The organism is Lysinibacillus sp. NPDC059133, from assembly GCF_042755925.1.
GTDB lineage: Bacteria > Bacillota > Bacilli > Bacillales_A > Planococcaceae > Lysinibacillus.
In genome coordinates, this window is sequence record NZ_JBHZDH010000054.1 from 11,698 (window position 1) to 36,402 (window position 24,705).

Sequence of the window (24,705 nt, forward strand, 5' to 3'; positions counted from 1 at the left end):
TATGTACTTCCTGCCCCTTACAATCTATATATCGTATTTAGTTGGAAATGTTTAATAGTATTTCGAAAGTTTTTTTTTTTATGTAATAGATTCCAAATTATTTTCTCTTCAGCTGCTCTAAGAAACTTGATGAGGTAGAAAGAGCTTCTCTATTTTGAGCTTGAATTGCTTCAAAAACTTCGGAACGGTGTACTTTAACTGTTTTTGGCGCGACAATGCCGATTTTAATTTGCTCACCTTCGACAGCTAATATTTTAATTTCGATTTGATCGCCAATCATAATAGATTCATCTTTCTTACGAGAAAGTACTAGCATTATTTCGCACTTCCTTCCAATGTTTGCATTGGGTAGCGTAGTGGATAGGATTTATTATCTTGCAGGACAATTTGTTTACCACATTTTTTATCCATATTAACGATTATAGGTGCAAGCAAATTAATAGTTGATTCTTGGAATGTTTCCTTCATTGTTACAATAGAGTATGTAAGCACGTCCTCTTCTTTCTCGATTTGTAGCTGATCACGATCATCTTCACTTATATCAAAGCTGTAATCTTTTTTGAAGGCGAACGGATAGGCAACTACAAAACCAATTTCTGTGTGCTCAACTGATTGTAATATTGCTAAAGGAAGATCAGCATCTATAGGTAGTATTACAAATTTTTTTTCATCCTCTAATCCTAATAGTCCCTGTTCAAACGTAAGGATGTCTTGTTCAGATATTTCGACTTCACCTAAAAATTTTGTAGCAATTTTCATTATTTCATACGCTCCTTTAAATGATGACATCGATGTTAACATCTGGTCTTTGTACCATTGTACCAATTACTTTACCTGGCGTATATTCGTGAATTGGTTTGTTCACCTTTGCGTCAATAATTGGTTCTCTACGCTGGATATTGACATCCGTTGTCCCAGGGGTATAGTCAATTTTGACAGATCCTACAGATGGGACAAACTTAATATTAAATTGCGCTTGGTGAGGGCCATGATTTTGTTTTGCAATACCCTGAATTGTCGCACGCCCATGCCCTTTACCGGAATTATCCATCATCTGGCGCCCTTCTCTTGCTCTTCGCGCCATTCCCTTAAGTACCTCTTGTTTACCTTTTTGTGCGTAGTTGGCACTAGATTCCAGAGGTCCAATCATACCTAGATCTCGTCTTGCCTGAGAAGAGTCTATTTTTAAAACACCTCTAGTTGTACGAATATCTAAAATAGCTGCGGGTTGTTCAATACGCTGGGTCGCTTTTGGTTGTTTAATATACTGTTGTGGCTTTGATATATTAAGGTCTATTTTCGCATCTGTTGTATGAATTTGAATTTGTGGGAGTCTCATCTACTTCTCTCCTTTCAAGAAAAGCGTCTGAACAAAATGTCCAAACGCTTCTTTTAATCTTATTCGTTAAGATCTCTCAAATCCGACTCAAATTTAAATAGAAGAGACTATTTTATCTAATAAAATCTACTAATGTTTGTTGAATAATTTGTGCACCTACAGATAATGCAGCCTGATGAATGGAATTTTGAGTGATCATTTCTGTAATTGCTTTCGCGTAATCAACATCTTCATTATCGGACATTTGCTTTGTTACACTTATTTCTCGGATATCAAGACGATTCTCCATTAACTCTACACGATTTTGACGTGCCCCGACATCAGCCTGAGCCTCGAGAATTTTATTATGGATTGCAGTAATATCATCTCCAGTGCTTTGTTCAGCTACTCCTCCAAGCGCATTACCGATTTCTTCACCAGTAGCTGGACCACCAGGACGTTCAGGATCTAAAAGATCTGAAATTTCCCCCATCATATCATCAATATTTTGAAATAGTTCAGCTCCAGGAGTATTCACGTTCATCTGAATGCCATCATAAACTTCAATCTTTACGTCTTCGGAATTTACATTTGTATTAAGTGCACCATTTTCAAAAAGCGGCTGACCTGTTTTCGTACCACTAAAAATATAACGATCAGCAATTTTTGTATTTCCGACATCCTGAATTTGCTGACGAATTTGATCGATTTCAGTTTTAATTTTCGCACGATCTTCTGGAGTATTCGTATCATTTGCTGCTTGAATAACAAGCTCACGCACACGCTTCATCTGCTCACCAACTTGGTTGAGCGATTCGTCTGTTGTGTCTAACCAGTTATTAACCTCATTCATATTACGTGTATATTGTTCTACTTGACCTAAATCACGGCGAAAGCCCATTCCTTTTACTGCAATAACTGGGTCATCAGAAGGACGAGTAATCTTCATACCTGAAGTGATTTGATCTTGTAGTTTGGACATTTTACCGTAGCTATTATTTAAATTTAAAAGCATATTATTAGATAGCATGGATTGCGTTACGCGCATTTTTTAAAAGCCCCTTTCTATCGTAATTCTATTTTTATAGTCCTACACGGCCCATGCCGTTAATGATTTTGTCTAATGTTTCATCGACAACTGTAATCATACGTGCGTTGGCATTATATGCTTGTTGGAACGTAATCATATTTGTCATTTCCTCATCAAGGGACACTGAACTAACTGAGGCACGATTACCAGAAAGTGTTACTAATAATTTTTCTGAAGTCATGTTTAAGCGATAAGCTTCTTCACCATCAGTTCCTAGTTTCCCGATCATTCCTTGATAAAAAGAGTTAAATGTCGCACCATTTAAATCAGCTTGGCTTTTTGATTGAAGATTAGCTAGTTCAAGTGCAAATTTACCATTTCCTTCTTCATTCGCTGCGTCAGAAGCAGCTAATTTAGAAGGATCTTTTATGAAAACATCGTTTACCTTAATATTGCCTGCAGTTATTACTCCGTTTTCCCCAGTAAAGAAATCATCATTATTTTTAACACCTGTTAAATCATAACCTTCCTTGTGCAGGTCATTGAAGGCTTTAGCAAATTTAGCTGCCAAATCATTAAGGTCTTCTAATGTTTCAACGTAATAACCTTTTGGCCCATCTGGACTATCATATCCGTACGAATCAATAAGAGATAACAGTTTCCCTTTACCTGATTCTAACTGGTCATATGTAATGGATTCTGATTTACCAAGTCCACTTACTTGAATAGATGAGAACACATTGGACAAGTCGTTGCCATTAATTTGCTTGGAACCACTTGGATCTGCGACAGTGCCATTTACTTCGATAGTAGCAAAGTCTCTACCATTCACTAGTTCAATTTCCTCTGTACCATATTTGAGCACAACTGTAAGGCTTCCTTCAGCCACAGCACTAGCATTTCCGCCAGATTCGACACGTTTAATGGATACAGGTATGTAATTATTTAATTCATCGATTAACACATCACGTTCATCGTATAAATCGTTCGGTACATGACCATTCGGCTCTACTTCCTGCACTTGTTTATTAATGGCAGCAATTTGCTTTAAGAGTGAGTTGATACGATTAGTCGCTACATTAATTTCGTTCCCTAAATTACCTTGAATTGTTTTTAGCTGCGTATCCATATATTTAAAGGATTCAGCTAGGTGTTCAGCTCGTTGCATCGCTACTTTACGAGAGGCTGCATTTTCTGGGTTTGTACTGACATCTTGAAGCCCTTTCCAGAACTGTTCTAATGCTGCGTTTAAACCATATTGAGACGGTTCGTTCATGATATCTTCCATTTGAGAAATCGCATTTGAACGTGATTCCCAATAGCCTAGTTTGTTTGTTTCTTGACGGACTTGACGGTCGATAAATTCGTCACGAACACGTTGAATCGATCCCGCTTCAACCCCAGTTCCGAGATGCCCTGGATAGTTAGGTTGATTTAAACCTGCTTGTGGGAAACCTTGCGTCGCTTGCATATTTACTCGTTGGCGAGAGTAACCTAATGTATTTGCATTGGAAATATTATGTCCAGTTGTATATAGAGCTGTTTGTTGTGTAAATAAACCGCGTTTACTTGCTTCTAAGCCCATAAATGTTGAGCGCATTTTTTTTCCTCCCTTTTATAACGTTTTTAATTTCAAGCAAATGTTTCTTGCATGGGTGCAAAAAACTATGCTTGAGAATCGAAATATGATTTTTTGGCCATTGAATTTGTGCCGCGAACCTCACTGCCAGAGTAGTTCATTTGCTCAGTTCGAGGTCGTACATTATCCAATGTCAGATTGACAAATTGTAGTGATTGGAACACTAGTTTTTGATTTAAATCGTTTTGTTTTTTTAAGTCGTTGATAATTTGCAATAATCGATTGCGAACAGCTGAGAGCGTGTCTTTTTCAGTCTGTTGTTCAGCAGCCTCGATGACATCAGCGACAGTTGCTTTGTCAGTTGAAGCAAATCCTTTTGCCCCAAGGTAATCCGTTACCTGTTTCTGACGCTGTTGCTCGAGCTTATCGATGGCTGCTACATGTGCCTGCTCATCCTTGAGCATTTGGTCCAGTGCTTCGATATCGCCAGCTGTAATGATTTCGGTTTTTTTAATGGCTAGTTCAAGTAAGCTTTTATGCATTCTTTCTAGTTTTGTTAGTGTAGAACAGATCGTGTCTACAGACATATTGCGAAGCACCCTTTCTGATATTCCTTAGAAACGATAATATTTCAGCATATCTTCTGCCACTTTGCGAGCGTCCACTTTGTATTCACCAGAAGCGATATCTTCTTTTAATTGTTTTACGCGTTCTGTACGCTCTGTGCTGTATGTTGAAATCCCTTGCATCTCCTGTGCAGTCTTTGAAATTTCTATTTTATCTGCGAAGGATGCCTTATTAGTGCTTGATTGTGCATTGCGCACCTGATTCTTATAGGCGTTCACTGCATTAATCCCATATGATGTAATTTTCATGTAATCCCCCTATCTAAAAGCTTATCTTCTTATTATTTCGGATTGTCTCACATAATGTTAAGTTTTCAAATATAAAAAAGTGTGCTAATTTTGTTTAAAATTAACACACTTTAGGTCTATCAATTATGCCTCGGCATAATTGCGTCCTGAATCGGCTTTGTGCTTGCACAAAGAACTCCTTGCCGATTCCGTGACATCCGCCGGAGGCTTTGGGCCAATACGATGTTGGTCACTCAGGCGTTTTCACAGGATGTGAAGGTATTAGACTGAGTTCCTCTATTCCAGCAGGTGTTTGGACACTCGCTGAAAGAAGTTAACGTTTTCGATCTGCGTGATAGGTTACACGATCACGATCTACCACACTCTCACGAAACTCTTTCGCCGCTTCGAATGTGCGAAGCTCCGACTTCAATTCATCCTGACATTTTGTACAAAGCTTGCCTGTTGTCGTTAGATGACCGCAGTTATCACATGGATAGCCAAGATTCGGGAACATCGCAGGCTGTAAACGCCCCTTGCGTACCCATTTGTACAATAACTCCTCTTCAGCTCCTGTTGCTTCAACAATTCGCTCTACTGTCGCCGCACGGTTTTCACGTTTACGTAAAAAGCGATAAACGATTTGATATAAATCTTCTTCCGATTGAGCGCATTTATGACATACTTCTCTGACCCCTATATAATTAAAAAACTCATTACATTTCGGACAATTACGAACCTCTGCCATCTATTCTTCCTCCTCTTGCATAATAACAACAAAATACGAACCTTATATAACTCGTAATCTATTATACACAACGCATTAGCATTTTCATCCATTAATTAGTGTGAAGCTTTTGACATTTTCGGCACCCGCGTTCAATAAAATCTCGGTGGCATGCCGTAAAGTAGTCCCTGTCGTTTTTATATCGTCAAAAAGAAGGTATTCTTTATGCTCTACATTAGCTCCTTCTATTAGGCGGAAAAGAGGAGCCGCATGGATTCGCTGTTCTCTATTTTTGGAGCTTTGCGTTTCTGTCGTCGTCTTTTCTAAGAGTTGCACAAAAGGAATATTAGCCGCCTTTAATAACTCCTCCATATGCGAAAAGGTACGTTCCCTTTGCTTAATGGGGTGCATAGGAATCGGTATAATGGTTGCTTTTTCATGTTTGAAGCGCGCATATAGTTCCTGCCGAAATACTTTAGCGAGAACTACATCCTGAAGAAATTTATATTGATGTAAATAATCTTTCATCGCATCGTTATATTGGTAAAGTGCTGTTGCTGTTGAGGAATATTCAAATCGAGCTAAGCACCTATGACAGATGGTTGGTTGAAATTGTTTTGTTAAAAGTAGTTTCCATGAAATTGCTGATTGCAAAGGCTGTGAGCATAATAAGCACAGTGTTTCAATTTTATTCATGATGAAAATCCTTTCTTATTATAATAAAGAATTTTTGTACGCGCATCATCCATTTCAGTCGTAATGCCATGATGAAAAAATACGACATCTCCATCTGCAAAATTGGCATTTCGACCAACTCGTCCTGCAATTTGTATGAGTGCACTTGAAGTAAAAATCGTTGATTCTGCCCCAATCACTGCAACCTGTACATTCTTGATCGTAATCCCTCTTTCTAAAATGGTCGTAGTCAGTAAACCCGGAACTTCTTCATTTCGTAATTTAAGCACTTTTTCTTTACGTCCAGGATCTTCCGCATGTACTGCCATGATGCTGTCATCTAATAATTGAAAAAGAGGTGTAGCTATTTTCATTAACTCTACTTTTGGGAAAAATAATAGAAAAGGCTCTTTACGTGCAAGGCGCTCCTCTGTCCATTGTTTTAGCTTTCGTGGGATTTTTCCTCGTTTTAAACTTTTTTCATAGCTCCATAGGGAATGAAATCGAGGGACTGGTAATGGACGATTATGATAGCGCTTCGGGATAAATGAATAGCTTTCATTTTGATATTGAGTAAGTAATTTATGCGACGGGGTTGCTGTGACCAACATTATTGGTGCGTTTTCTGTTTTTGCCTTTTGCACAGCGCTTTGCAACGTTTCATCAAATGTATATGGAAAGGCATCCGCCTCATCAACAATCATGACATCGAACGCTCGTTCAAAACGATAAAGCTGATGAGTTGTAGCCAACACAAGCTGGGCATAACCCTCCTGCTTTGATGATCCACCATATAATGCATGGATCCTCGTTTGCGGGAAAACTGATTGAAAGCGCGGATATAACTCTAGCACTACATCTGTGCGAGGCGTAGCGATACATACGCGCAAGCCCTGCTCTAACGCATAATGAACAGACGGGAAAAGTAGCTCTGTTTTACCTGCTCCACAAACTGCATGGATAAGATGGGAACGTTTTGCTTTAACACTTTCTAGCATTTCCTTTGCCGCCTGCTGTTGAAGCACTGTAAATTGCCCCGTCCAATTGAGTGAATGCTTTCTTGTCCTAATTGCGCGAGGGCCTGTCCAAATCATTAATTGCGTACAACTGCTCACTCTCCCCATATTCAGACAATGTCTACAATAGATACATGGCTGTCGGCACTTTGAACAAGCAAACGTTGTAAATTGCTGAGGATGATCATTATGGCAACGATTGCATTTTAGATGTGGCTCTTTTTGAATTCCTTCTATTATACGGAAGTATTGATGATGGATTGATTTCTCGATATCCTCCTTGGAAAATGGGGCATGCTCCTTTAACCAAATACGTCCTTCATGAAAATCTCGTAATGCAGGTGGCAACACCCAACCTTTGTATATCATTGCTTTGCTCCTTTCATGTGGTTTTTTATCGGCGATAAGGGATTTCTCTTTTAGCGGGTGTTTGGACACCCGCTAAAAGAAGTTAAAAAAACAGCCTCTACATAGTTGCTGTAGAGACTGTCTCACTTACTATTATTTTTTTGTCCAGCCTAGACCCATTGAGCCTTCACCTAAGTGTGTGCCAATGACGGGACCGAAATAGCTCAATTTAAAGTTAACGTTCGGGTAAGTTGCTGCTAGTTGTGCTAGCCATTCCTCGGCTTCTGCCTGGCAATTGGCATGGATCACTACAGCGTCCATCGCTTCATACTTACTAGCATCCTCTGCTAGTAGCTCCTCCGCACGCTTTAATGCTTTTTTACGTGTACGAATTTTTTCAAAAGGTACAATGACCTTGTCCGCAAAATGCAGTATAGGTTTCACTTGTAATAAGCCACCTATTAATGCCGCTGCTGCAGACAGACGTCCCCCACGTTGTAAGTGCGCTAAGTCATCTACAATGAAGTAAGCACGAACTGATTGCTTCATGTCCGCCAATGAAGCGAGAATTTCTTTTGCGGAAACGCCTTGAGCCGCCATTTCAGCTGCTCGTAGAACGTAAAAACCCTGCACCGCACAGGATATTTCACTATCAAAAGTGGACACCTCAATGCCTTCCACCATCTCGCCTGCTTGAATGGCGCCTTGATATGTACCACTGATTCCACTTGATAAATGAATAGATATTACCTCATCATACTCTTTTGCCAGCTCTTCAAAGAGAGCGGCAAATTCTCCAATTGGAGGCTGCGTTGTTTTGGGGAATTCTTTTGCCCCGCGTACTTTATCATAAAATTCAGATGCCGTGATATCTACTTCTTCTTCAAATAGTTGACCTGAGATATTTACACTTAACGGAATCATATGAATGTTTAAGCGTGCTCGTTCCTCAGCCGAAATATATGCAGTACTATCTGTTACGATTGCTGTCCTCATCCATGTCCACTCTCCTATTCTAAATAGTTTACAATCAATTGCGCCTCGGCGCAATTGTTGTCCGGATTTTGAATTGTGCTCGCACAATTCATTCCTTTCAAAATCCGTGACATCCGCCGGAGGCTTTATCTTCATTCAGTAGGTCCTACTGAATGAAGATAAAAAGAAATGAATGTGAAATGAATTACGACATAACGTAATCTTGTCTAAATGTCGAATAGGAGGAAGCCACTTCACTCTTTCATCATTCTAGACATCTGCTAAATTGACACCCTTTGAAAGAAGTTAAACTTAGCATTCATTTCACATTCATTCCCTATATAGTAAAGAATTTATCTCCTCTTAGCCAAACTAAATTCGCCTGAGGTTGTTCTTCATCCTATTAATCCTTTTCTGAATGAGTAAAGGCTCATCACCATAATGTGGGGTTGATTTCCATTCTAATGAAGCTAGTCCAATAAGCGGTTGGGCGTGATGCTTTTAATCTTTCCGCTACTGCGCTCGCTCTAAGGGCTTAACTTTAACGCTAATGCCCGGGAAATCGCTCAACCTCAACTTTTAGCGATGAGCCTGAATGAAGATATCCTCATTTTTATTTGCCAGTACTTGATTTCGTGTCGTCCATATAAAAGACGCTAGTGACCTTCCACTGTCCATCTTCTTTGACGAATACTGTCACTTGTTGTCCTGCACTTTCATGCTTCACATTTGTTTTAGTTTGTACTAAATGCAATGTTATATTGGAATGGACCTGTGCTTCATTTTCGTTATATTTTATGATTGTATTATCTTTAGCATCTCGTTTAACGTCCGACTCTTTAAATACTTCTATCGTGAATTTTTTTTCTTCATCATAGTTGAAACCTTTTGGATCCTTCGAGAGCGTTTGCATATAACGATCAATTTCTTTTGAATTAAAAGCTTCAATATATTCATTAAAGGCAGCTAATATCGCTTTTCCTTCATCAGCAGGGACATTTTCTGCCTTTGTTATTTGTCCACCATTCATTTCAAATCCGACGGTTCCATCATCAATGATTTTTTGTCGATCTTCCGCACTCATTTCATCTTTTTTATTACCACAGGCAGTTAACATTAATAAGGTAAGAACTGCTAGAAAACTTTTCTTTAACATCAAAAAACCTCCCGCGCATATTGTAGCATATAAATCCCCTTGTAGGAATTTTGTTGTGTATTTTCAACATTTAGGTGCTACATCTTCCTTATGACGCCCATGCTTTTAAAATGTTGCATGATTAAATCGATCCCTATGTATAAATTGTTACACTTTTCGAGGATTCGTTCCTACTAAAAAAACTGCTTTAAAAACTACTAAATAATATAGTAGCCTTTAAAAACAGCTTTAAATTCAGATATATGCTATTAGCGTACTTCAACCCAGCCATTTTTGATGGCTGTAACAACAGCTTGTGTACGGTCGTTTACATTCATTTTTTGTAAAATGCTTGAAACGTGGTTTTTAACTGTTTTTTCAGAAATGAACAGTGTCTCACCAATTGTACGGTTCGATTGTCCATCTGTTAATAATTGTAATACTTCACATTCACGTTTTGTTAGCAAATGGAATGGGCGACGAATTTCTGTTTGATGGAAGTTACCTTTATTTTCATGCTCAGAAAGACGACGGAATTCCGCTACTAAATTTTTAGTTACTTTTGGATGTAAATAAGATCCACCATTCGCAACTACTTTAATAGCTTCAACAATTTCGTCAGCATCCATCTCTTTCAGCATATAGCCGAGTGATCCAGATTTTAGCGCGTGTGTTACGTATGTTTCATCATCATGGATGGAAAGCATAATAACCTTTGCATCTGGGTATTCATTAACTAACTCTGCTGTTGCCTCTACGCCATTTTTCCCCGGCATATTAATATCCATTAGGACAACATCAGGTTGATTTTCAGCATATAAAGAAACTACATCTGTACCATCATCACCTTCTGCTACCACATCAAACGTATCTTCAAAATCTAAAATACGCTTTACTCCTTCGCGGAATAGCTGGTGATCGTCTACAATAATAATCTTCGTCATTTGTCTTTACCCCCTAAATTTCTCCAACAATCATTTTACTCTACTTCTAACGGAATTTTAAATAAAACCGTCGTCCCTCGATTTATCTCACTTGTAATTGAGATTGTCCCATCCAAAATTTCGATACGTTCTTTCATACCTAAAATCCCAAAAGAATGGTCTCTTACTTTCTGTGGATCGAAACCTATGCCATCGTCCTTTACAACGATATTTACGCCATTTTTCAACCACTCAAGCTTTACCCAAATATCCTTACATTTACCGTGTTTCATGGCATTCGTTACACATTCCTGCACTAAGCGGAAAATAGATACTTCATAGTTTGATGGTATACGCTTTTCGGTGCTTCTTGATTGGAAATGAACTTCAACACCAGGATTATATTCAGTCACTGTCGATAAGTACTTTTTTAATGTCGGAACAATTCCCAAATCATCAAGTGCCATTGGCCTTAAATCATAGATTATACGTCGCACCTCTGATAATGCATCACGCACCGTTTTCTTTAAATCAACAATTTCAGCCAAAGCATATTCAATGCCCTTTTCACGATACGTTCTGTCTATCAAATCAGTGCGCATTAGTACATTTGCTAGCATCTGAGCAGGTCCATCATGAATTTCCCTAGATAGACGTTTGCGCTCCTCTTCTTGTGCCGCAATAATACGTATACCAAAATCTTGTTTCATTTTTGCTTGTTCAAGTGCTAAACCAACATTTTTTAAATCTAAAGTTAAGTAATTCAAAACGACATTTACTTGATTGACAATATGATCTGCACGTTCAATCGTATCGAGTAATGCTCTTAATCTTCTCTCTAAATCATCTCTTTTATCACGTAGCTGCTTTTCTTGTGTTCTAATAACGGAGAGCTTCACTTGAAAATCCTGTGCAGTTTCATATGCTTCTCTAACTTGTTCTTCGGTATAATTATCAAAAGCTTTACTCACTAACACAAGTCTTTGCTTGGCAAGCTGTGTACTTTTTTCTAAAGCATCGCCTTCATCAATAACAATTGAAACTTGTTTTCGAACAATTTCTAGCTCTTTTTGCATATCTTCGAAACTTCTACGGCTTTGTTCGCTTATAATAAAGATATCGTCCTTTGAGCTCATGATTGTTTCTAACATTCGATTAAATATGTCATCAAGCGATTTTATATCGAAGGTATCATTTGAAAACATAGTTTACTCCCCAGTCTAATGTCTTATGATTACTTACCATTTCAATAGACCAATTACATAGTCTACACCTATTATATCATCACCCTGTTAAAATTTAATGCTTTTTCTTTATGAAAATTATAGAATAGAACTCGAATAGAACTCTACCTAAAAGGAGATTGGTACGGATGAGAGAAAACTATTTAACAGTAAAAGGATATGGAGAAAGCGAAATTGTTATTTCTAAATCTCGCTTCCTTACTTATATAGAACGTGCAGAAACGGAAGAGGATGCAATTTCTTTTATTGAACGCATAAAAAAAATGCATCATAATGCGACACACAATTGTTCAGCCTACATGATCGGTGAGCATGATCATATTCAAAAAGCAAATGATGACGGGGAACCTAGTGGCACAGCTGGCGTCCCTATGTTAGAAGTCCTAAAAAAACAAGGTTTAAAAGATACGGTCGTTGTCGTCACACGCTACTTTGGTGGCATTAAGCTTGGCGGTGGCGGTCTCATTCGTGCGTACGGAAAAGCGACAACAGAAGGTTTACTAGCTGCCCAGGTTGTCGAACGCAAGCTCCATCATTTGATGAAAATTACCGTTGATTACACATGGCTTGGCAAAGTAGAAAATGAAATTCGAGGTTCTTCGTATACTTTAGAGGAAATTCGCTATTTGGAAGGCGTCGACATTATTGTATCCGTGTTAAAAGAGGAGGAAGAACAGTTCCGAAACTGGGTAACGGAAATGACAAACGGACAAGCAAACATTACGTTTGAGAATGCTCAATTTATTGAATTTGTTGTAGATAAATAGTTTTAATTGCCGAAACTATTTATGCATAGTATAATTTTAACGTTAAGCTATTTTATCAACTACATATTATTTCTTGTATTTGTATAAATTTTAGTTTAATCGTATTATAATCCCCATAACTTAGAGGAGAATATAAATGAAAAATAAAAAGTACAAAAAGAGGTCTTCTAAAGCTTCCTTAATTATAAAAGTTTCCCTACTTCTCGTTGCTAGTTTGGCCATTTGTGTAACTGCTTATGGTGTTTATCTAACGAAACAAGTGAAACATGCAGCCGACTCAGCACACGAAAAATTAGAAGGCCGCGAAGTTTCTGCACTTCGCGATAGTAAAGTAGAGCCGATACATGATAATGTATCAATCTTATTTGTCGGTGTTGACGATAGTGATAATCGTGGGCAAGGTTCTGATCATTCACGTTCCGATGCACTAGTTTTAGCGACATTAAATAATAAAACGCATACCATTAAAATGCTCAGCATTCCACGTGATTCATACGTTTATATTCCTAAAGTTAAATATAGAGATAAAATTACCCATGCACATGCTTTAGGTGGTACACTGACAACAATTGAGACAGTTGAAAACTTATTAGATATCCCAATTGACTATTATGTGCGTATGAACTTCAATGCTTTTATTGACGTAGTTGATGCATTAGGTGGCATTGAAGCTGAAGTACCTTATGCTTTACATGAGTTAGACGAATTCGACAAGTTTACAATCAACCTGAAGCCAGGTATGCAACATTTAAACGGTAGTGAAGCACTTGCACTCGCAAGAACACGTAAACAAGATAGCGATATCGAGCGTGGTAAGCGTCAACAAGAAATTCTTACAGCTATTATCAATAAAGTAGCTTCTGTTGGTTCTATATCAAAATACGATGATGTCATTCAGGCACTTGGTGATAACATGAAGACGGATATGACATTTGATCAAATGAAATCCTTCTTATCTTATTTAACAAAGGGTGTACCACGCATTGATACTTTAAATTTAGAAGGTACTGATGATATGTCTACTGGTATATATTATTATCAATTAGATCAAAAATCTGTTAATGAAACAAAAGAAATTTTGAAAAACCACCTTGGCTTAGATGAAAATTCATCAAGCCTCACAAATAACGATACCGACAGTGATTCAAGTGAAGAATCTTCGGTAAATTAACTAGCTTAATAAAACTTATAGCCTTTCCACATTTAATTCGTGGAAAGGTTTTTTTTATGGAATTCTATTGAAAGTTGCTTTCTATACCTAGTGAGAGGCGTTTCGGGTATTCGCTTTCCTTCCGCGGGTATTCACTTCCCTTCCGCGGGTATTCGCTTTCCTTCCGCGGGTATTCGCCTTCCTTCCGCGGGTATTCCTTCTCTTTCGCGGGTATTCCTCTGCCTTCCGCGGGTATTCGCTTTCCTTCGCGCGAGTATTCGCTTCTCTTCCGCGGGTATTCGCCTTCCTTCCGCGGGTATTCGCCTTCCTTCCGCGGGTATTCGCCTTCCTTCCGCGGGTATTCGCCTTCCTTCCGCGGGTATTCGCCTTCCTTCCGCAGGTATTCGCTTCTCTTCCGCGGATATTCCTCTGTCTTTCGCGGGTATTCACCTTCCTTCCACGGGTATTCGCTTCTCTTCCGCGGGTGTTCTCCTTCCTTCCGCGGGTATTCACTTCTCTTCCGCGGGTATTCGCCTTCCTTCCGTGGGTATTCGCTTCTCTTTCGCGGGTATTTGCTTTCCTTCCGCGGGTATTCGCTTCTCTTTCGCGGGTATTCGCCTTCCTTCCGCGGGTATTCGTCCTCCTTCCGCGGGTATTCGCCTTCCTTCGCGCGGGTATTCACTTCTCTTCCGCGGGTATTCGCCTTCCTTCCGCGGATATTCACTTCCCTTTTGCGGGTATTCGCCTTCCTTCCGCGGGTATTTCTCCAAAATCGTTCCAAAAAGAGTCGACAAAAAAAGCAATCACACAAAATGTATGATTGCCTTCACTTTATTATTTATTAAATATCCGCACAAAATTCAATAGTGGTTTATAGTTTTTACCCGCGAGTCCGATGACTTCAACCAAAATCTCAATGGCCGTTAAAATGACAGCCACGAGTAAAATCGCACCCCATACTTTTGCCATAGAGAAGATAACTGCGGCCAAGCCAAACATCATTGCAATCCCATAAATAATGAGCACTGTTTGTCGATGTGTAAAGCCCATATCCAGTAAACGGTGATGTAAATGTGATTTATCTGGATCAGACCATTTTTTCTTCATGCGTACACGACGAACAATCGCAAAGAATGTATCAGAAATCGGCACACCTAGTATAATAACCGGGATAATTAATGAAACGACCGTAACGTTTTTAAATCCAAGCAATGCGAGCACTGATATCATGAAACCAAGGAACAATGCTCCCGTATCTCCCATGAAGATTTTCGCCGGATGGAAATTGTAAAATAAAAATCCAAATGTTGCTGCTGCTAAAATGGCTGCGATTGCTAATACGAACATATTGTTCATAATAATCGCCATGACAGCTAAAGTAATAAGGGCAATCGTTGAAACACCTGCCGCTAGACCATCTAAGCCATCAATTAAATTAATGGCATTTGTAATCCCAACAATCCAAAGAATTGTCAAAGGGATACTTAGTATTCCAAAATTTAATTCACCTATAAATGGTAAATTAACCATATCAATTTGAATGCCACCTACAAAAATAACGATAAGTGCCGCAATAAGTTGGCCAACTAATTTTGCCTTTGCGGAAATTTCACGCATATCATCTACAACACCTGTTGCTACGATAATGCAAGCACCAATAATAATTGCCAGTAGAAAATCACTACCATTTTCATTGTATATTAAAATTGGCTGAAATATAGCCACAGCTATTAAAAAAGAAAGGAAAATTGCCAATCCCCCGAGTCTTGGCATAATTCGTGCATGTACTTTTCGATAGTTTGGTGCGTCGACAGCACCTATTTTGAACGCTAATCGTTTAACTAGTGGAGTTAACAATATTGAAGCAACAAATGCTGCTATTATAGACACGTAGAGCATGTCTCTCCTCCTCAAAAATTAATCTACATTTAAATCCAAATTGATTATAGCACGAACCGGCGCCGAAATATACTTTTTCTATTTATTTTCCACCATTTCACAAATATTATTCTTCTTTTTAAGATTGGAAGAACGCTGCATGCCAAATGTAGTCACCTTACGTAAAATTTGATAGAATAATGTAGTGTCTAGCATTTAGACAACTTTAAAGGAGCGTATATTTCATGTTCTCAATTTTCAAAAGTAATAAAGAGCAAACAAGTGCTCGTCAATTAAAACGCTACTATAAAATAGTAGAACAAATTAATAATCTCGAAGAAACATATGTCAATAAGTCAGATGCAGAATTACGAGAAATGACTTTTATTTTCAAAGATCGCTTACAACAAGATGAGCCTATTGCATCCATCATCCCAGACGCATTTGCTGTTGTTCGCGAAGCCTCAAAACGTGTATTAGGAATGCGTCATTTTGATGTACAGCTTATTGGTGGTCTTGTTTTAACTGAAGGCAATATTGCTGAAATGCCTACAGGTGAAGGTAAAACGCTTGTTGCTTCCCTTCCCTCATATGTACGAGCATTAGAAGGCAAAGGTGTTCATGTTATTACTGTCAATGATTACCTAGCTAAACGTGACTTTGAGCTCGTTGGACAGATTCATCGTTTCCTTGGCTTAACAGTTGGTTTAAATTTACCAATGATGGAGGCAGACGAGAAAAAGGAAGCCTATAATGCAGATATTACATATGGTGTTGGGACTGAATTCGGTTTCGATTACTTGCGTGATAATATGGCATATAGCTTAGCTGATAAAGTACAGCGTCCTTATCACTTCGCCATTATTGATGAAGTAGATAGTGTACTAATCGATGAGGCAAAAACACCACTGATTATCGCTGGTAAAATGCCATCTAACGATGAATTACATCGCATCTCATCTATGTTAGCAAAACGCTTCAAAGTTGATGAAGATTATGATTTTGATGATGAAACGAAAGCTACTTCCCTAACAGATAAAGGTATTGAAAAAGTTGAGGCTGCATTCAATATAGATAATCTGTATGACTTAGAGCACCAATCACTTTTCCATTATGTTATCCAAGCTGTTCGTGCTCACGTCATGTTTGAACGTGATGTTGATTACATCGTAAAGGATGACAAAATCGAGCTAGTTGATATGTTCACAGGTCGTATTTTAGAAGGTCGTTCACTATCTAATGGCTTACATCAAGCGATTGAAGCAAAAGAAAATGTAACGGTTACCGATGAAAATAAAGCACAGGCACAAATTACAATTCAGAACTATTTCCGTATGTATCCGAAGCTTTCAGGGATGACAGGTACTGCGAAAACACAGGAAAAAGAAATTCGAGAAGTGTACGGCATGGAAGTTATTCAAATTCCAACCAATCGTCCCCGTCAACGTGTCGATCAGCCTGATGTTATTTTCAACAAGCAAGAAGATAAATATAAATATGTAGCAGCTGAAGTTAAACGTCGTCACGAAAAGGGACAACCTGTCTTAGTTGGGACAACATCTATACTGCAGTCTGAAACAGTTGCCGATAGCTTGAAAAAAGAAGGCTTAAAATTCCAATTGCTAAACGCTAAAACAGTTGAGCAAGAAGTTGAACTGATTTCTCAAGCAGGGCAAAAAGGTCGTGTTACAGTAGCTACCAATATGGCTGGCCGCGGTACAGATATCGTGTTAGGCGAAGAAGTTCATGCACTTGGAGGTCTATATGTCATCGGTACCGAAAAACATGAAAGCCGCCGTGTAGATAATCAGCTACGTGGTCGTTCAGGTCGTCAAGGCGACGTAGGTGAAAGCCGCTTCATTCTCTCTATTGAAGATGATATGTTCCGCCGTTATGCAAAAGACGAAGTTGAAAAATTCTCTACAAAAATGGTTGTCAACGAAGAAGGCATTATTCAAAATAAAGATGCTCAAGAACTCATTGACCGTACACAACGAATTGTTGAAGGCTCCCAATACGGTATGCGTGAATACAACCTAAAATTAGACGATGTTATCAATGACCAACGTACAGTTATTTATGGTCTACGTGACAAAATCTTAGCTGGGGAAGACTTAATGGGCGAGCTAAAAAAAATGCTTCGTGAAACGGTTGAATTTGCTGTTCTCGACGCTGCACCAGAAGAAATTAATTCTATTGACTGGAATTATGATCAAATGGAGAGTTCACTTAACTCACTTTTCATTACACCTGTCACAATTGACCGAGAAGTGGGCAAAGTAAAACAAATTTTAGCTGACGTTCAACCTTCAGAACAAGAACTGCTCAATCATATAGAGAAATTCGCTGAAAATGAACAAGTAATATCAGTTCTTCCACAGATCATGCTTAGTTACATCGATAGTGGCTGGGTAAAACACTTGGAAGTAATGGCTCATTTAAAAGAAGGTATCGGCTTACGTCATTACCAGCAAGAAGATCCAATGCGAATTTACCAACGTGAAGGACTTGAGCTATTCGGTAAGAATTTCCAAGAATTACGTCGTTCTATTATTATAGAGATTACTGGCTTCATGAAAACAATTGAAACACAACAGGAGGTACAATAATGGGCTTATTTTCATTCTTTAAAAAATCAGACAAAATCGTTCAAGAAAACACAATTGACTCACAAGACTTACTAGGAAAAGCTACTACGAATTCAGGCGATAATCGCGATGTCGAGACAAAGCTTTCATTCCATCCGGATTGGGATGTACCACAGGAGCAAAAATACATTTTCAACTTCCTAGCAAATGAGCTAGAACCATTGAAACCAAATCAATTATCGCTTTCTTCTATTAGTATTGAAGAAAACAAACGTAAATGGCTTGTTCGTGCATTTTTCCGCTCATCCTTACCACAAGCAATCGAGCTAGGTGAAATTGAGCTTTTCATCATGGATAAAAATGACGAGCTAGTAGCATCTAAAAAATTCGATTTTAAAGCACTTGGCACAATCCCAGCAGAAAGCGCCCGCCCATGGGTATTTGAGTTCGAAAAATCTACAATTAAAGTAGACGAAATTCCTGAAGATGGCTGGAAAATTGCCTTCAATCTAGTTTCCCTTCGTGGCCATCAATTAGAACTAGACCCATCATGGGAAAAACAATTACCAGCAGCTCAAAAAGAAGAGCTAGCCAAAATTGTTGATACTTTACCAAAGTTAGGTGAAACTGAAGTAAACTTCACTGGCTTACAAGCAAAGCTGGCTGATAACGGCAACCTAAATGTATCGATTTTTATCCGTAATGGACACAATAAAGCTATTAATCTAGAACAATTACCACTAGAAATTATAGATGCAACAGGTAAACAAATTGCTAACGGCTCATTTACAATGGATCCAGTATTAACTGTACAACCAAACTCAACGAAGCCTTGGACATTTGTCTTCCCTTCAGACCTTGTTGACGCAAAAGATGCCGATCTATCTCGTTGGACAGCACGCGTAACACAATAAACTGAAACTTTAATCAGTGGGGGTTTTCATTTTCCCCCACTGATTTTTAGTCTTCACCAATCTAGCATTTACGGGCCGTTCATCCCCCTGCTTTTGAAGAGGGAGTCTTGTACCTGACGCTTCGCTTTCGGTACACGGATTAATTATTGCCTGTTCATGCTAGATCAAATATTGAAATCCCTTCTTTTTTATAGAAAGAAGGGATTTTTTTGATTTACTTTGCGCGGGTATTCACTTCCCTTTCGCGGGTATCTCTGCCTTTCGCGGGTATTTGCTTGCCTTTCGCGGGTATTCGCTTCTCTTCCGCGGGTATTCACTTCTCTTCCTCGGGTATTCGCTTCTCTTCCTCGGGTATTCGCTTCTCTTCCTCGGGTATTCGCTTCTCTTCCGCGGGTATTCGCTTCTCTTCCGCGGGTATCTCTGCCTTTCGCGGGTATTCACTTTCCTTTCGCGGGTATTCGCTTTCCTTTCGCGGGTATCTCTGCCTTCCGCGGGTATTCTCTTTCCTTTCGCGGGTATTTGCTTCTCTTCCGCGGGTATTTGCCTCCCTTCCGCGGGTATTTGCTTTCCTTCCGCGGGTATCTCTGCCTTTCGCGGGTATTCGCTTCTCTTTCGCGGGTATTCGCTTCCCTTCCGCGGGTATTCGCTTCCCTTCCGCGGGTATCTCTGCCTTTCGCGGGTATTCGCTTCTCTTCCGCGGGTATTCACTTTCCTTTCGCGGGTATTCGCTTCCCTTCCGCGGGTATTCGCTTCCCTTCCGCGGGTATTTGCCTCCCTTCCGCGGGTATTTCCCTCCCTTCCGCGGGTATTTCCCTCCCTTCCGCGGGTATTTCCCTCCCTTCCGCGGGTATTTGCTTCTCTTCCGCGGGTATTTGCCTCCCTTTCGCGGGTATTTCTGCCTTTCGCGGGCATTCCCTTTCCTTCCGCGGGTATTTGCTTCCCTTCCGCGGGTATTCGCTTCCCTTCCGCGGGTATTCGCTTCCCTTCCGCGGGTATTCGCTTCCCTTCCGCGGGTATTCGCTTCCCTCCCGCGGGTATCTCTGCCTTTCGCGGGTATTCCCTTCTCTTCCGCGGGTATTTGCTTCCCTCCCGCGGGTATTCGATTCCCTCCCGCGGGTTTTCTCTGCTACCTAGCTCCATAAAAAAAAGCGATTTCTGCATGTATATGCAAAAATCGCTTTTACTTTATTTTATAGCGTCGAATCGTTTATAAGCTACTAACCTTGTAGACCAGTAAGAGTATGTAACGTCCGAAATTTCAACACCGTCTGCCCCTGCATGGATAAATTTATTGTTACCTATATAAATACCCATATGAGAGATACCCTCTTTATACGTATTTTGGAAGAATACTATATCGCCCGCTATCGGATTTTTAACTTGTATTGTATTACTGTAATATCCTTCACTACTGTTTCTTCCAATTTTTAAACCACCTTGATTAAAGGCATAGTAAATAAGGCCACTGCAATCTAGACCTTCAGGTGTGTTGCCACCGTAGACATATGGAGTTCCTACTAATGAATTAGCTACTTCTACTGTTTTCTTATAAACAGCTTGTCCATTAACTGTAGGATCTTTAGATGTTCCTGCACCTGAAGATCCGTTATTATGTACTGTTTCATCCTCGGGTACTGAAGCTACCGGAGATAATTTTAACACTTGTCCAATGTAGATCGTGTCTACCTTAAGTCCATTCCAGTCTTTAATTTCCTTTATTGTCGTATTATATTGGTTAGCGATTTTGAATAAGGAATCGCCTTTAACTACTGTATGGGAAATCGCTGTCGGCTTTGATGGTGTTGTCGGTTTTGTTGTTGATGGATTTGAAGGTTTTACCGTTTCATTAGTAGCTTGTTTTGAAACTTCAAGCTTTTGTGCGACATAAATCATATCATCCTTTAAATTGTTCCAACTTTTTATGTCTTGTACTGATACTTTATGGTTTGAAGCGATTTTAGATAAAGTATCTCCTTTTTGTACGGTATATGTTGCTGCTTCCGCGGTCTGTAGTGCTAAAAAAGAAGTAGCAATAGTACTTAAAGCAAGGATTCTTAATTTTTTTATTTTTTTCATATCAAATTTCCTCCGTTCGTGTTAAAATATTTCCTTGTGTGTCTATCATACTAGATATTTTAGTAATCAGAAATCGGAAAAACTGACTATTTTTCAAACATTTTTTGAATCTTACTGAATCCTACATATTCTGACAAATAATAAGAGTTTGTTTATTGCAAGAATAGTATTCCTATGATAACATACACTTCTGTATTTAAAATTTTTAGAAAGTTTAATCTTTTCAATCTTAAAGGAGTTTTAATTTTTATGAAAAACATTTTGCTTTTCATCAAGGAAAATTTAGCTGTAGGTTTACTATTATTTGCCTTATTTTTAGGCGCCGGAAATATTATCTTTCCCCCATTATTAGGTCAACAAGCTGGTGAACATATAACGACAGCAATGATTGGCTTCTTAATAACAGGTGTTGGGTTACCACTATTAGCCATCGTTGCGATTGCGAAGGCGGGTGGCGATCTACAAATACTAGCAAATCGTGTCGGCCCTACCTTTGGTATTATTTTTACATCAATCGTTTATTTAGCGATTGGACCATTTTTTGCAGTGCCGCGTACGGGTTCTGTATCCTATGAAATTGGGATCGTCCCATTTCTTCCAGAGGGAGTAGCAGATCATTGGGCACCACTTTTCATTACTTCTGTCATATTTTTTGCCTTAATACTATTATTAGCTATTAACCCTTCAAAGCTTGTCGATCGTGTTGGGAAAATTTTAACGCCTGTTCTATTAGGTGTTATTCTATTACTAGCTATTAAAAGCTTTATTTCCCCAATGGGTGAACCAGGGGCAGCTATAGGAAAATACACTACGTCACCATTGACTGAAGGCTTTGTTAAAGGCTATTTAACAATGGATGTACTAAGTGCACTCGTATTCGGAATCGTTATTTTGCAAGCATTGCGCGACATGGGTATGTCAGATACTAAAAAGCAAGTCAAAACGACAATTTTCGCAGGAATTATTGCGGCTATTGGCTTATCATTTGTCTACATAGCACTTGGACAAATTGGTAACACTAGTGTTAGTGCAATTGGTGCTTTTGATAATGGTGGTACTATAATTGCGAAGTCTGCTGAAGCTCTTTTTGGTACACTCGGGACTATTATATTATCTGCTACAATTTTACTAGCATGTATATCTACTGCTGTAGGTTTACTGACTGCCAATGCTCAATTTTTCAATAAACTATTTCCTAGTGTTTCGTATAAAACGTTTTTAATAATTTTCACAATATTCAGTGCGGCTATTACAAACGTAGGTCTTGAAACAATTATTAGTGCATCACTACCTGTATTATTAATCATCTATCCGCTAGCGATAGTGTTAATGGTTCTGTCGCTTTTCGATAACTTCTTTAAAGGTGGAAAAATTGTTTACATTTTAGCATTAATTCCTACATTCTTTGTTAGTCTAAATGATGGTTTTAAGGAAATGGATATTACTATTGCACCATATGTAAACATTTTAAAAACTTTACCATTATACGAGCAAAGTATAGCATGGCTTGTACCTGCAATAGTCGGTGCGCTTATTGGCTTGATTATTCATAAACTAACAAAAAAATAAAATCTAATTTATATTAGATAACTAGAATCTGCTTGCTTTTTTGCGAATAAGACTTTAGACAACGACTGTCTATGAATCTTGTATCACTTTACTTTTTCGCAAAAGGGTAGCAGATTCTTTTTTTGTGGGAAATCCCGTCCGTTGCACGAAGGAAAAGAACTATTCATCAGAAGTAGGATTCTTCTATTAAATGAAGAACAAATGTCATCTACAACTTTGGTGAAAGCCCTATTACAGTTATATGGGAAATCATGTATACTATATATTAGAAAAGAGGTGTCCTATGAAAAGAGTATTGTGGTCATTTATATTCGTTCTAAGCTTTCTCATCTTTCCGTTAACAAATGCTTCTGCTGCAAGCAATGAACAAGAGCTTGTAAAAGAAATCAAGGGAATTATTGCGGAAAACTATGTTGGAACTATCCATGGAAATTTGCAAAAAGCTAAAACGATTCCTGAAATCATTGAAATGCTAGATCCTTATTCTACATATTTTACGAAAAAGGAATTTGAGGAATTTATCAATAGCATCGATCTATCAACAATTGGGATTGGTGTGATTATCGAAGAACATGAAGATGGCATTCATATTTTACAAGTGTTTGAGGGTAGCGGTGCATCAGATGCAGGTGTCGTTGCTGGAGACATTATTACTTCCATTAACGGGCAATCCGTTGTAGGAAGCTCCACGCAAGAAGTCTCATCCCTATTAATTGGTGATGAAAATACTAAATTAGGCGTGACACTCCAACATGCAGATGGTACAACTTCTACTACAACAATTACACGAAAAAAATTCACATTACCGAATGTGGAATCTGCATTACTATTTGGGAATGTTGGATATATTACTATGTCATCCTTCTCAGAAGATGGTGCAGAGCTTGTAAAGAATGCGCTAATTCAGTTAAAACAGCGTGGTGCAACTTCTTTTATCTTGGATTTACAAAACAATGGCGGAGGCTATGTAACAACGGCTCAGGAGATTACAGGGCTTTTCCCAAAAGCAAAAATTGCCTTTTTACTGGAAGAAGCGCATGCCTCTTATAAAGTGCGTGCAGTCAATCAAGACGAAAAATTCCCAGCTGATACACGTATTCTTGTAAACCGCTATAGTGCTAGCGCATCTGAAATGTTAGCAGCAACTTTACAAGATCAGCAATCTGCTATTTTATATGGAGAAACTACGTACGGAAAAGGCTGTATGCAGGGCTTTTTTGAACTGCAGGATGGTAGCTATTTAAAACTTACTATCGGTAATTTTACAGGTCCTTTAGGGAAAACAATTAATGAAGTCGGTGTAAAACCGAACATTCAAACAAAGACTCCCCCTATTTTCCAGGCACATTATGATGCGATCAAAGCACAATATACAAATTATAAAGAACTGGTAAGCTTAAAAAATGTTTCGGATACTAAAAAATTAACAGTGAAAGTCCCTGTTGCACTTTCTTCACAACTGTCTGAGGATAAGGTTCAGCTAATTGCTTTAGGTGCTAATGAAGTGCCTATGACAGCTAAAATAGATGGTCGTTCATTAATTGTAACCCCATCCAAACCTTTATCTCCAGGGCGAGAATATATGCTCCTTGTCCATCCAAAATCTCAAAAAGCTAACAAAGTGCAGCAAGGTTTTTATCAGCGTATAACAATCAAAAATTAAAAAATCCCTCTCACCATTTAAGTAGCTTTCCTTGGCTTAATGTCGGTGAGAGTTTTTTTTTTATTCGTGCATTATTCGTCGTCTCAACTTTGCACTTGCTTCCACTTGCTAACACCTCACTCATCAAATACCTTACTGATTCATTGTAAAGCCTCTAACACCTAAATGTCCTTCACAGAAGTGAGCTTCAGGAAGCCCACTTCTTCAGAGGTGGGAGGAATGAAGTGCTTTTTTCTTTATAGAACATATGTTTATGTTGTATATTGTGAATAATCA

24 protein-coding genes are annotated in these 24,705 nt (G+C 38.8%); 6 read left to right on the forward strand and 18 right to left on the reverse strand.

The annotated features are described in order from the left end of the window. Positions 1–97 precede the first annotated feature (97 nt). The 14 genes from csrA to ACFXN8_RS21575 all read right to left on the reverse strand — a co-directional run bounded on the left by csrA (position 98) and on the right by ACFXN8_RS21575 (position 11,785). Complete coding sequence (gene csrA, locus ACFXN8_RS21510; protein ID WP_386847577.1) at positions 98–316, reverse strand: carbon storage regulator CsrA; 219 nt, start codon at positions 314–316, stop codon at positions 98–100. Beyond that, positions 316–759, reverse strand: coding sequence for a flagellar assembly protein FliW (gene fliW / locus ACFXN8_RS21515; RefSeq protein WP_386847578.1), 444 nt, complete (start codon positions 757–759; stop codon positions 316–318). Before fliW ends, csrA begins: the two co-directional genes overlap by 1 nt. A 16-nt stretch (positions 760–775) precedes the next feature. Next, a complete protein-coding gene (locus ACFXN8_RS21520; RefSeq protein WP_386847579.1) occupies positions 776–1,339 on the reverse strand; it encodes a DUF6470 family protein in 564 nt (187 codons plus the stop codon). 112 nt (positions 1,340–1,451) lie between these two features. Beyond that, complete coding sequence (flgL, locus tag ACFXN8_RS21525) at positions 1,452–2,366, reverse strand: flagellar hook-associated protein FlgL (RefSeq protein ID WP_386847580.1); 915 nt, start codon at positions 2,364–2,366, stop codon at positions 1,452–1,454. Positions 2,367–2,400: 34 nt separating this feature from the next. Continuing rightward, positions 2,401–3,948: a flagellar hook-associated protein FlgK gene (gene flgK / locus ACFXN8_RS21530; protein WP_386847581.1), complete on the reverse strand. Its 1,548-nt coding sequence runs from the start codon at positions 3,946–3,948 to the stop codon at positions 2,401–2,403. A gap of 65 nt (positions 3,949–4,013) precedes the next feature. After that, positions 4,014–4,514, reverse strand: coding sequence for a flagellar protein FlgN (locus ACFXN8_RS21535; RefSeq protein ID WP_386847582.1), 501 nt, complete (start codon positions 4,512–4,514; stop codon positions 4,014–4,016). Between the two features lie 27 nt (positions 4,515–4,541). Continuing rightward, entirely contained in the window at positions 4,542–4,802 is a 261-nt protein-coding gene (gene flgM, locus ACFXN8_RS21540; RefSeq protein WP_386847583.1) for a flagellar biosynthesis anti-sigma factor FlgM, read from the reverse strand. Between the two features lie 313 nt (positions 4,803–5,115). Beyond that, complete coding sequence (locus ACFXN8_RS21545) at positions 5,116–5,529, reverse strand: TIGR03826 family flagellar region protein (protein ID WP_376073512.1); 414 nt, start codon at positions 5,527–5,529, stop codon at positions 5,116–5,118. Between the two features lie 84 nt (positions 5,530–5,613). Further along, positions 5,614–6,204, reverse strand: coding sequence for a ComF family protein (locus ACFXN8_RS21550; protein WP_386847584.1), 591 nt, complete (start codon positions 6,202–6,204; stop codon positions 5,614–5,616). Next, positions 6,201–7,568, reverse strand: coding sequence for an ATP-dependent helicase ComFA (locus ACFXN8_RS21555; RefSeq protein ID WP_386847585.1), 1,368 nt, complete (start codon positions 7,566–7,568; stop codon positions 6,201–6,203). The genes ACFXN8_RS21550 and ACFXN8_RS21555 overlap by 4 nt, the downstream gene beginning before the upstream one ends. Before the next feature lie 132 nt (positions 7,569–7,700). After that, positions 7,701–8,543: a DegV family protein gene (locus tag ACFXN8_RS21560; RefSeq protein WP_376073517.1), complete on the reverse strand. Its 843-nt coding sequence runs from the start codon at positions 8,541–8,543 to the stop codon at positions 7,701–7,703. A 592-nt stretch (positions 8,544–9,135) separates the two neighbouring features. Further along, positions 9,136–9,678 carry a nuclear transport factor 2 family protein gene (locus tag ACFXN8_RS21565; RefSeq protein WP_376073519.1) on the reverse strand — a complete coding sequence of 181 codons (543 nt, stop codon included), beginning with the start codon at positions 9,676–9,678 and terminating at the stop codon, positions 9,136–9,138. A 248-nt stretch (positions 9,679–9,926) separates the two neighbouring features. Next, the gene (locus ACFXN8_RS21570) at positions 9,927–10,601 is read right to left on the reverse strand and encodes a response regulator (RefSeq protein WP_376073521.1); all 675 of its coding nucleotides are present in this window, start codon (positions 10,599–10,601) and stop codon (positions 9,927–9,929) included. A 35-nt stretch (positions 10,602–10,636) separates the two neighbouring features. Next, positions 10,637–11,785 (reverse strand): sensor histidine kinase, encoded by a 1,149-nt coding sequence (locus tag ACFXN8_RS21575; protein WP_386847586.1) that lies wholly within the window; start codon positions 11,783–11,785, stop codon positions 10,637–10,639. Positions 11,786–11,952: 167 nt separating this feature from the next. Between ACFXN8_RS21575 and ACFXN8_RS21580 the strand changes: the two genes are divergently transcribed. Further along, positions 11,953–12,591, forward strand: coding sequence for a YigZ family protein (locus tag ACFXN8_RS21580; RefSeq protein WP_386847587.1), 639 nt, complete (start codon positions 11,953–11,955; stop codon positions 12,589–12,591). A gap of 136 nt (positions 12,592–12,727) precedes the next feature. Next, positions 12,728–13,762 carry an LCP family protein gene (locus ACFXN8_RS21585; RefSeq protein ID WP_386847588.1) on the forward strand — a complete coding sequence of 345 codons (1,035 nt, stop codon included), beginning with the start codon at positions 12,728–12,730 and terminating at the stop codon, positions 13,760–13,762. Positions 13,763–13,826: 64 nt separating this feature from the next. Here the strand turns inward: ACFXN8_RS21585 and ACFXN8_RS21590 are convergent, their stop codons facing one another. Together ACFXN8_RS21590 and ACFXN8_RS21595 are read right to left on the reverse strand one after the other, a co-directional pair. After that, positions 13,827–14,522: a hypothetical protein gene (locus ACFXN8_RS21590; protein WP_386847589.1), complete on the reverse strand. Its 696-nt coding sequence runs from the start codon at positions 14,520–14,522 to the stop codon at positions 13,827–13,829. Between the two features lie 53 nt (positions 14,523–14,575). Further along, positions 14,576–15,640 (reverse strand): glycosyltransferase family 4 protein, encoded by a 1,065-nt coding sequence (locus ACFXN8_RS21595; RefSeq protein ID WP_376073532.1) that lies wholly within the window; start codon positions 15,638–15,640, stop codon positions 14,576–14,578. A gap of 224 nt (positions 15,641–15,864) precedes the next feature. Here ACFXN8_RS21595 and secA2 point away from each other — a divergent pair, with 224 nt between their 5' ends. Both secA2 and ACFXN8_RS21605 read left to right on the forward strand, forming a co-directional pair. Next, positions 15,865–18,228, forward strand: a complete 2,364-nt coding sequence (gene secA2, locus ACFXN8_RS21600) for an accessory Sec system translocase SecA2 (RefSeq protein WP_386847590.1) — start codon at positions 15,865–15,867, stop codon at positions 18,226–18,228. After that, positions 18,228–19,121: an accessory Sec system S-layer assembly protein gene (locus ACFXN8_RS21605; protein ID WP_386847591.1), complete on the forward strand. Its 894-nt coding sequence runs from the start codon at positions 18,228–18,230 to the stop codon at positions 19,119–19,121. Before secA2 ends, ACFXN8_RS21605 begins: the two co-directional genes overlap by 1 nt. A 231-nt stretch (positions 19,122–19,352) precedes the next feature. Here ACFXN8_RS21605 and ACFXN8_RS21610 read toward each other — a convergent pair whose 3' ends face one another. Then, positions 19,353–20,261, reverse strand: coding sequence for a hypothetical protein (locus ACFXN8_RS21610; RefSeq protein WP_386847592.1), 909 nt, complete (start codon positions 20,259–20,261; stop codon positions 19,353–19,355). Positions 20,262–20,306: 45 nt separating this feature from the next. Next, complete coding sequence (locus ACFXN8_RS21615; RefSeq protein ID WP_386847593.1) at positions 20,307–21,197, reverse strand: C40 family peptidase; 891 nt, start codon at positions 21,195–21,197, stop codon at positions 20,307–20,309. Positions 21,198–21,446: 249 nt separating this feature from the next. On the opposite strand from ACFXN8_RS21615, the gene brnQ reads away from it, so the two are divergent. Next, positions 21,447–22,766 (forward strand): branched-chain amino acid transport system II carrier protein, encoded by a 1,320-nt coding sequence (gene brnQ, locus ACFXN8_RS21620; RefSeq protein ID WP_386847594.1) that lies wholly within the window; start codon positions 21,447–21,449, stop codon positions 22,764–22,766. Positions 22,767–23,049: 283 nt separating this feature from the next. Further along, positions 23,050–24,429, forward strand: coding sequence for a S41 family peptidase (locus tag ACFXN8_RS21625; protein WP_386847595.1), 1,380 nt, complete (start codon positions 23,050–23,052; stop codon positions 24,427–24,429). Positions 24,430–24,705 lie beyond the last annotated feature (276 nt).

Bases quoted from the DNA above. Each gene is read 5' to 3' on its own strand.
- flgK (WP_386847581.1), bottom strand. From the start codon at position 3,948: ATGCGCTCAACATTTATGGGCTTAGAAGCAAGTAAACGCGGTTTATTT.
- ACFXN8_RS21605 (WP_386847591.1), top strand. From the start codon at position 18,228: ATGGGCTTATTTTCATTCTTTAAAAAATCAGACAAAATCGTTCAAGAA.
- ACFXN8_RS21535 (WP_386847582.1), bottom strand. From the start codon at position 4,514: ATGTCTGTAGACACGATCTGTTCTACACTAACAAAACTAGAAAGAATG.
- secA2 (WP_386847590.1), top strand. From the start codon at position 15,865: ATGTTCTCAATTTTCAAAAGTAATAAAGAGCAAACAAGTGCTCGTCAA.
- fliW (WP_386847578.1), bottom strand. From the start codon at position 759: ATGAAAATTGCTACAAAATTTTTAGGTGAAGTCGAAATATCTGAACAA.
- flgM (WP_386847583.1), bottom strand. From the start codon at position 4,802: ATGAAAATTACATCATATGGGATTAATGCAGTGAACGCCTATAAGAAT.
- ACFXN8_RS21585 (WP_386847588.1), top strand. From the start codon at position 12,728: ATGAAAAATAAAAAGTACAAAAAGAGGTCTTCTAAAGCTTCCTTAATT.
- ACFXN8_RS21560 (WP_376073517.1), bottom strand. From the start codon at position 8,543: ATGAGGACAGCAATCGTAACAGATAGTACTGCATATATTTCGGCTGAG.
- brnQ (WP_386847594.1), top strand. From the start codon at position 21,447: ATGAAAAACATTTTGCTTTTCATCAAGGAAAATTTAGCTGTAGGTTTA.
- ACFXN8_RS21555 (WP_386847585.1), bottom strand. From the start codon at position 7,568: ATGATATACAAAGGTTGGGTGTTGCCACCTGCATTACGAGATTTTCAT.
- ACFXN8_RS21595 (WP_376073532.1), bottom strand. From the start codon at position 15,640: ATGCTCTACGTGTCTATAATAGCAGCATTTGTTGCTTCAATATTGTTA.
- ACFXN8_RS21625 (WP_386847595.1), top strand. From the start codon at position 23,050: ATGAAAAGAGTATTGTGGTCATTTATATTCGTTCTAAGCTTTCTCATC.
- ACFXN8_RS21545 (WP_376073512.1), bottom strand. From the start codon at position 5,529: ATGGCAGAGGTTCGTAATTGTCCGAAATGTAATGAGTTTTTTAATTAT.
- ACFXN8_RS21575 (WP_386847586.1), bottom strand. From the start codon at position 11,785: ATGTTTTCAAATGATACCTTCGATATAAAATCGCTTGATGACATATTT.
- ACFXN8_RS21580 (WP_386847587.1), top strand. From the start codon at position 11,953: ATGAGAGAAAACTATTTAACAGTAAAAGGATATGGAGAAAGCGAAATT.
- ACFXN8_RS21520 (WP_386847579.1), bottom strand. From the start codon at position 1,339: ATGAGACTCCCACAAATTCAAATTCATACAACAGATGCGAAAATAGAC.
- ACFXN8_RS21565 (WP_376073519.1), bottom strand. From the start codon at position 9,678: ATGTTAAAGAAAAGTTTTCTAGCAGTTCTTACCTTATTAATGTTAACT.
- ACFXN8_RS21550 (WP_386847584.1), bottom strand. From the start codon at position 6,204: ATGAATAAAATTGAAACACTGTGCTTATTATGCTCACAGCCTTTGCAA.
- ACFXN8_RS21570 (WP_376073521.1), bottom strand. From the start codon at position 10,601: ATGACGAAGATTATTATTGTAGACGATCACCAGCTATTCCGCGAAGGA.
- ACFXN8_RS21615 (WP_386847593.1), bottom strand. From the start codon at position 21,197: ATGAAAAAAATAAAAAAATTAAGAATCCTTGCTTTAAGTACTATTGCT.
- flgL (WP_386847580.1), bottom strand. From the start codon at position 2,366: ATGCGCGTAACGCAATCCATGCTATCTAATAATATGCTTTTAAATTTA.
- csrA (WP_386847577.1), bottom strand. From the start codon at position 316: ATGCTAGTACTTTCTCGTAAGAAAGATGAATCTATTATGATTGGCGAT.
- ACFXN8_RS21610 (WP_386847592.1), bottom strand. From the start codon at position 20,261: ATGGAGCTAGGTAGCAGAGAAAACCCGCGGGAGGGAATCGAATACCCG.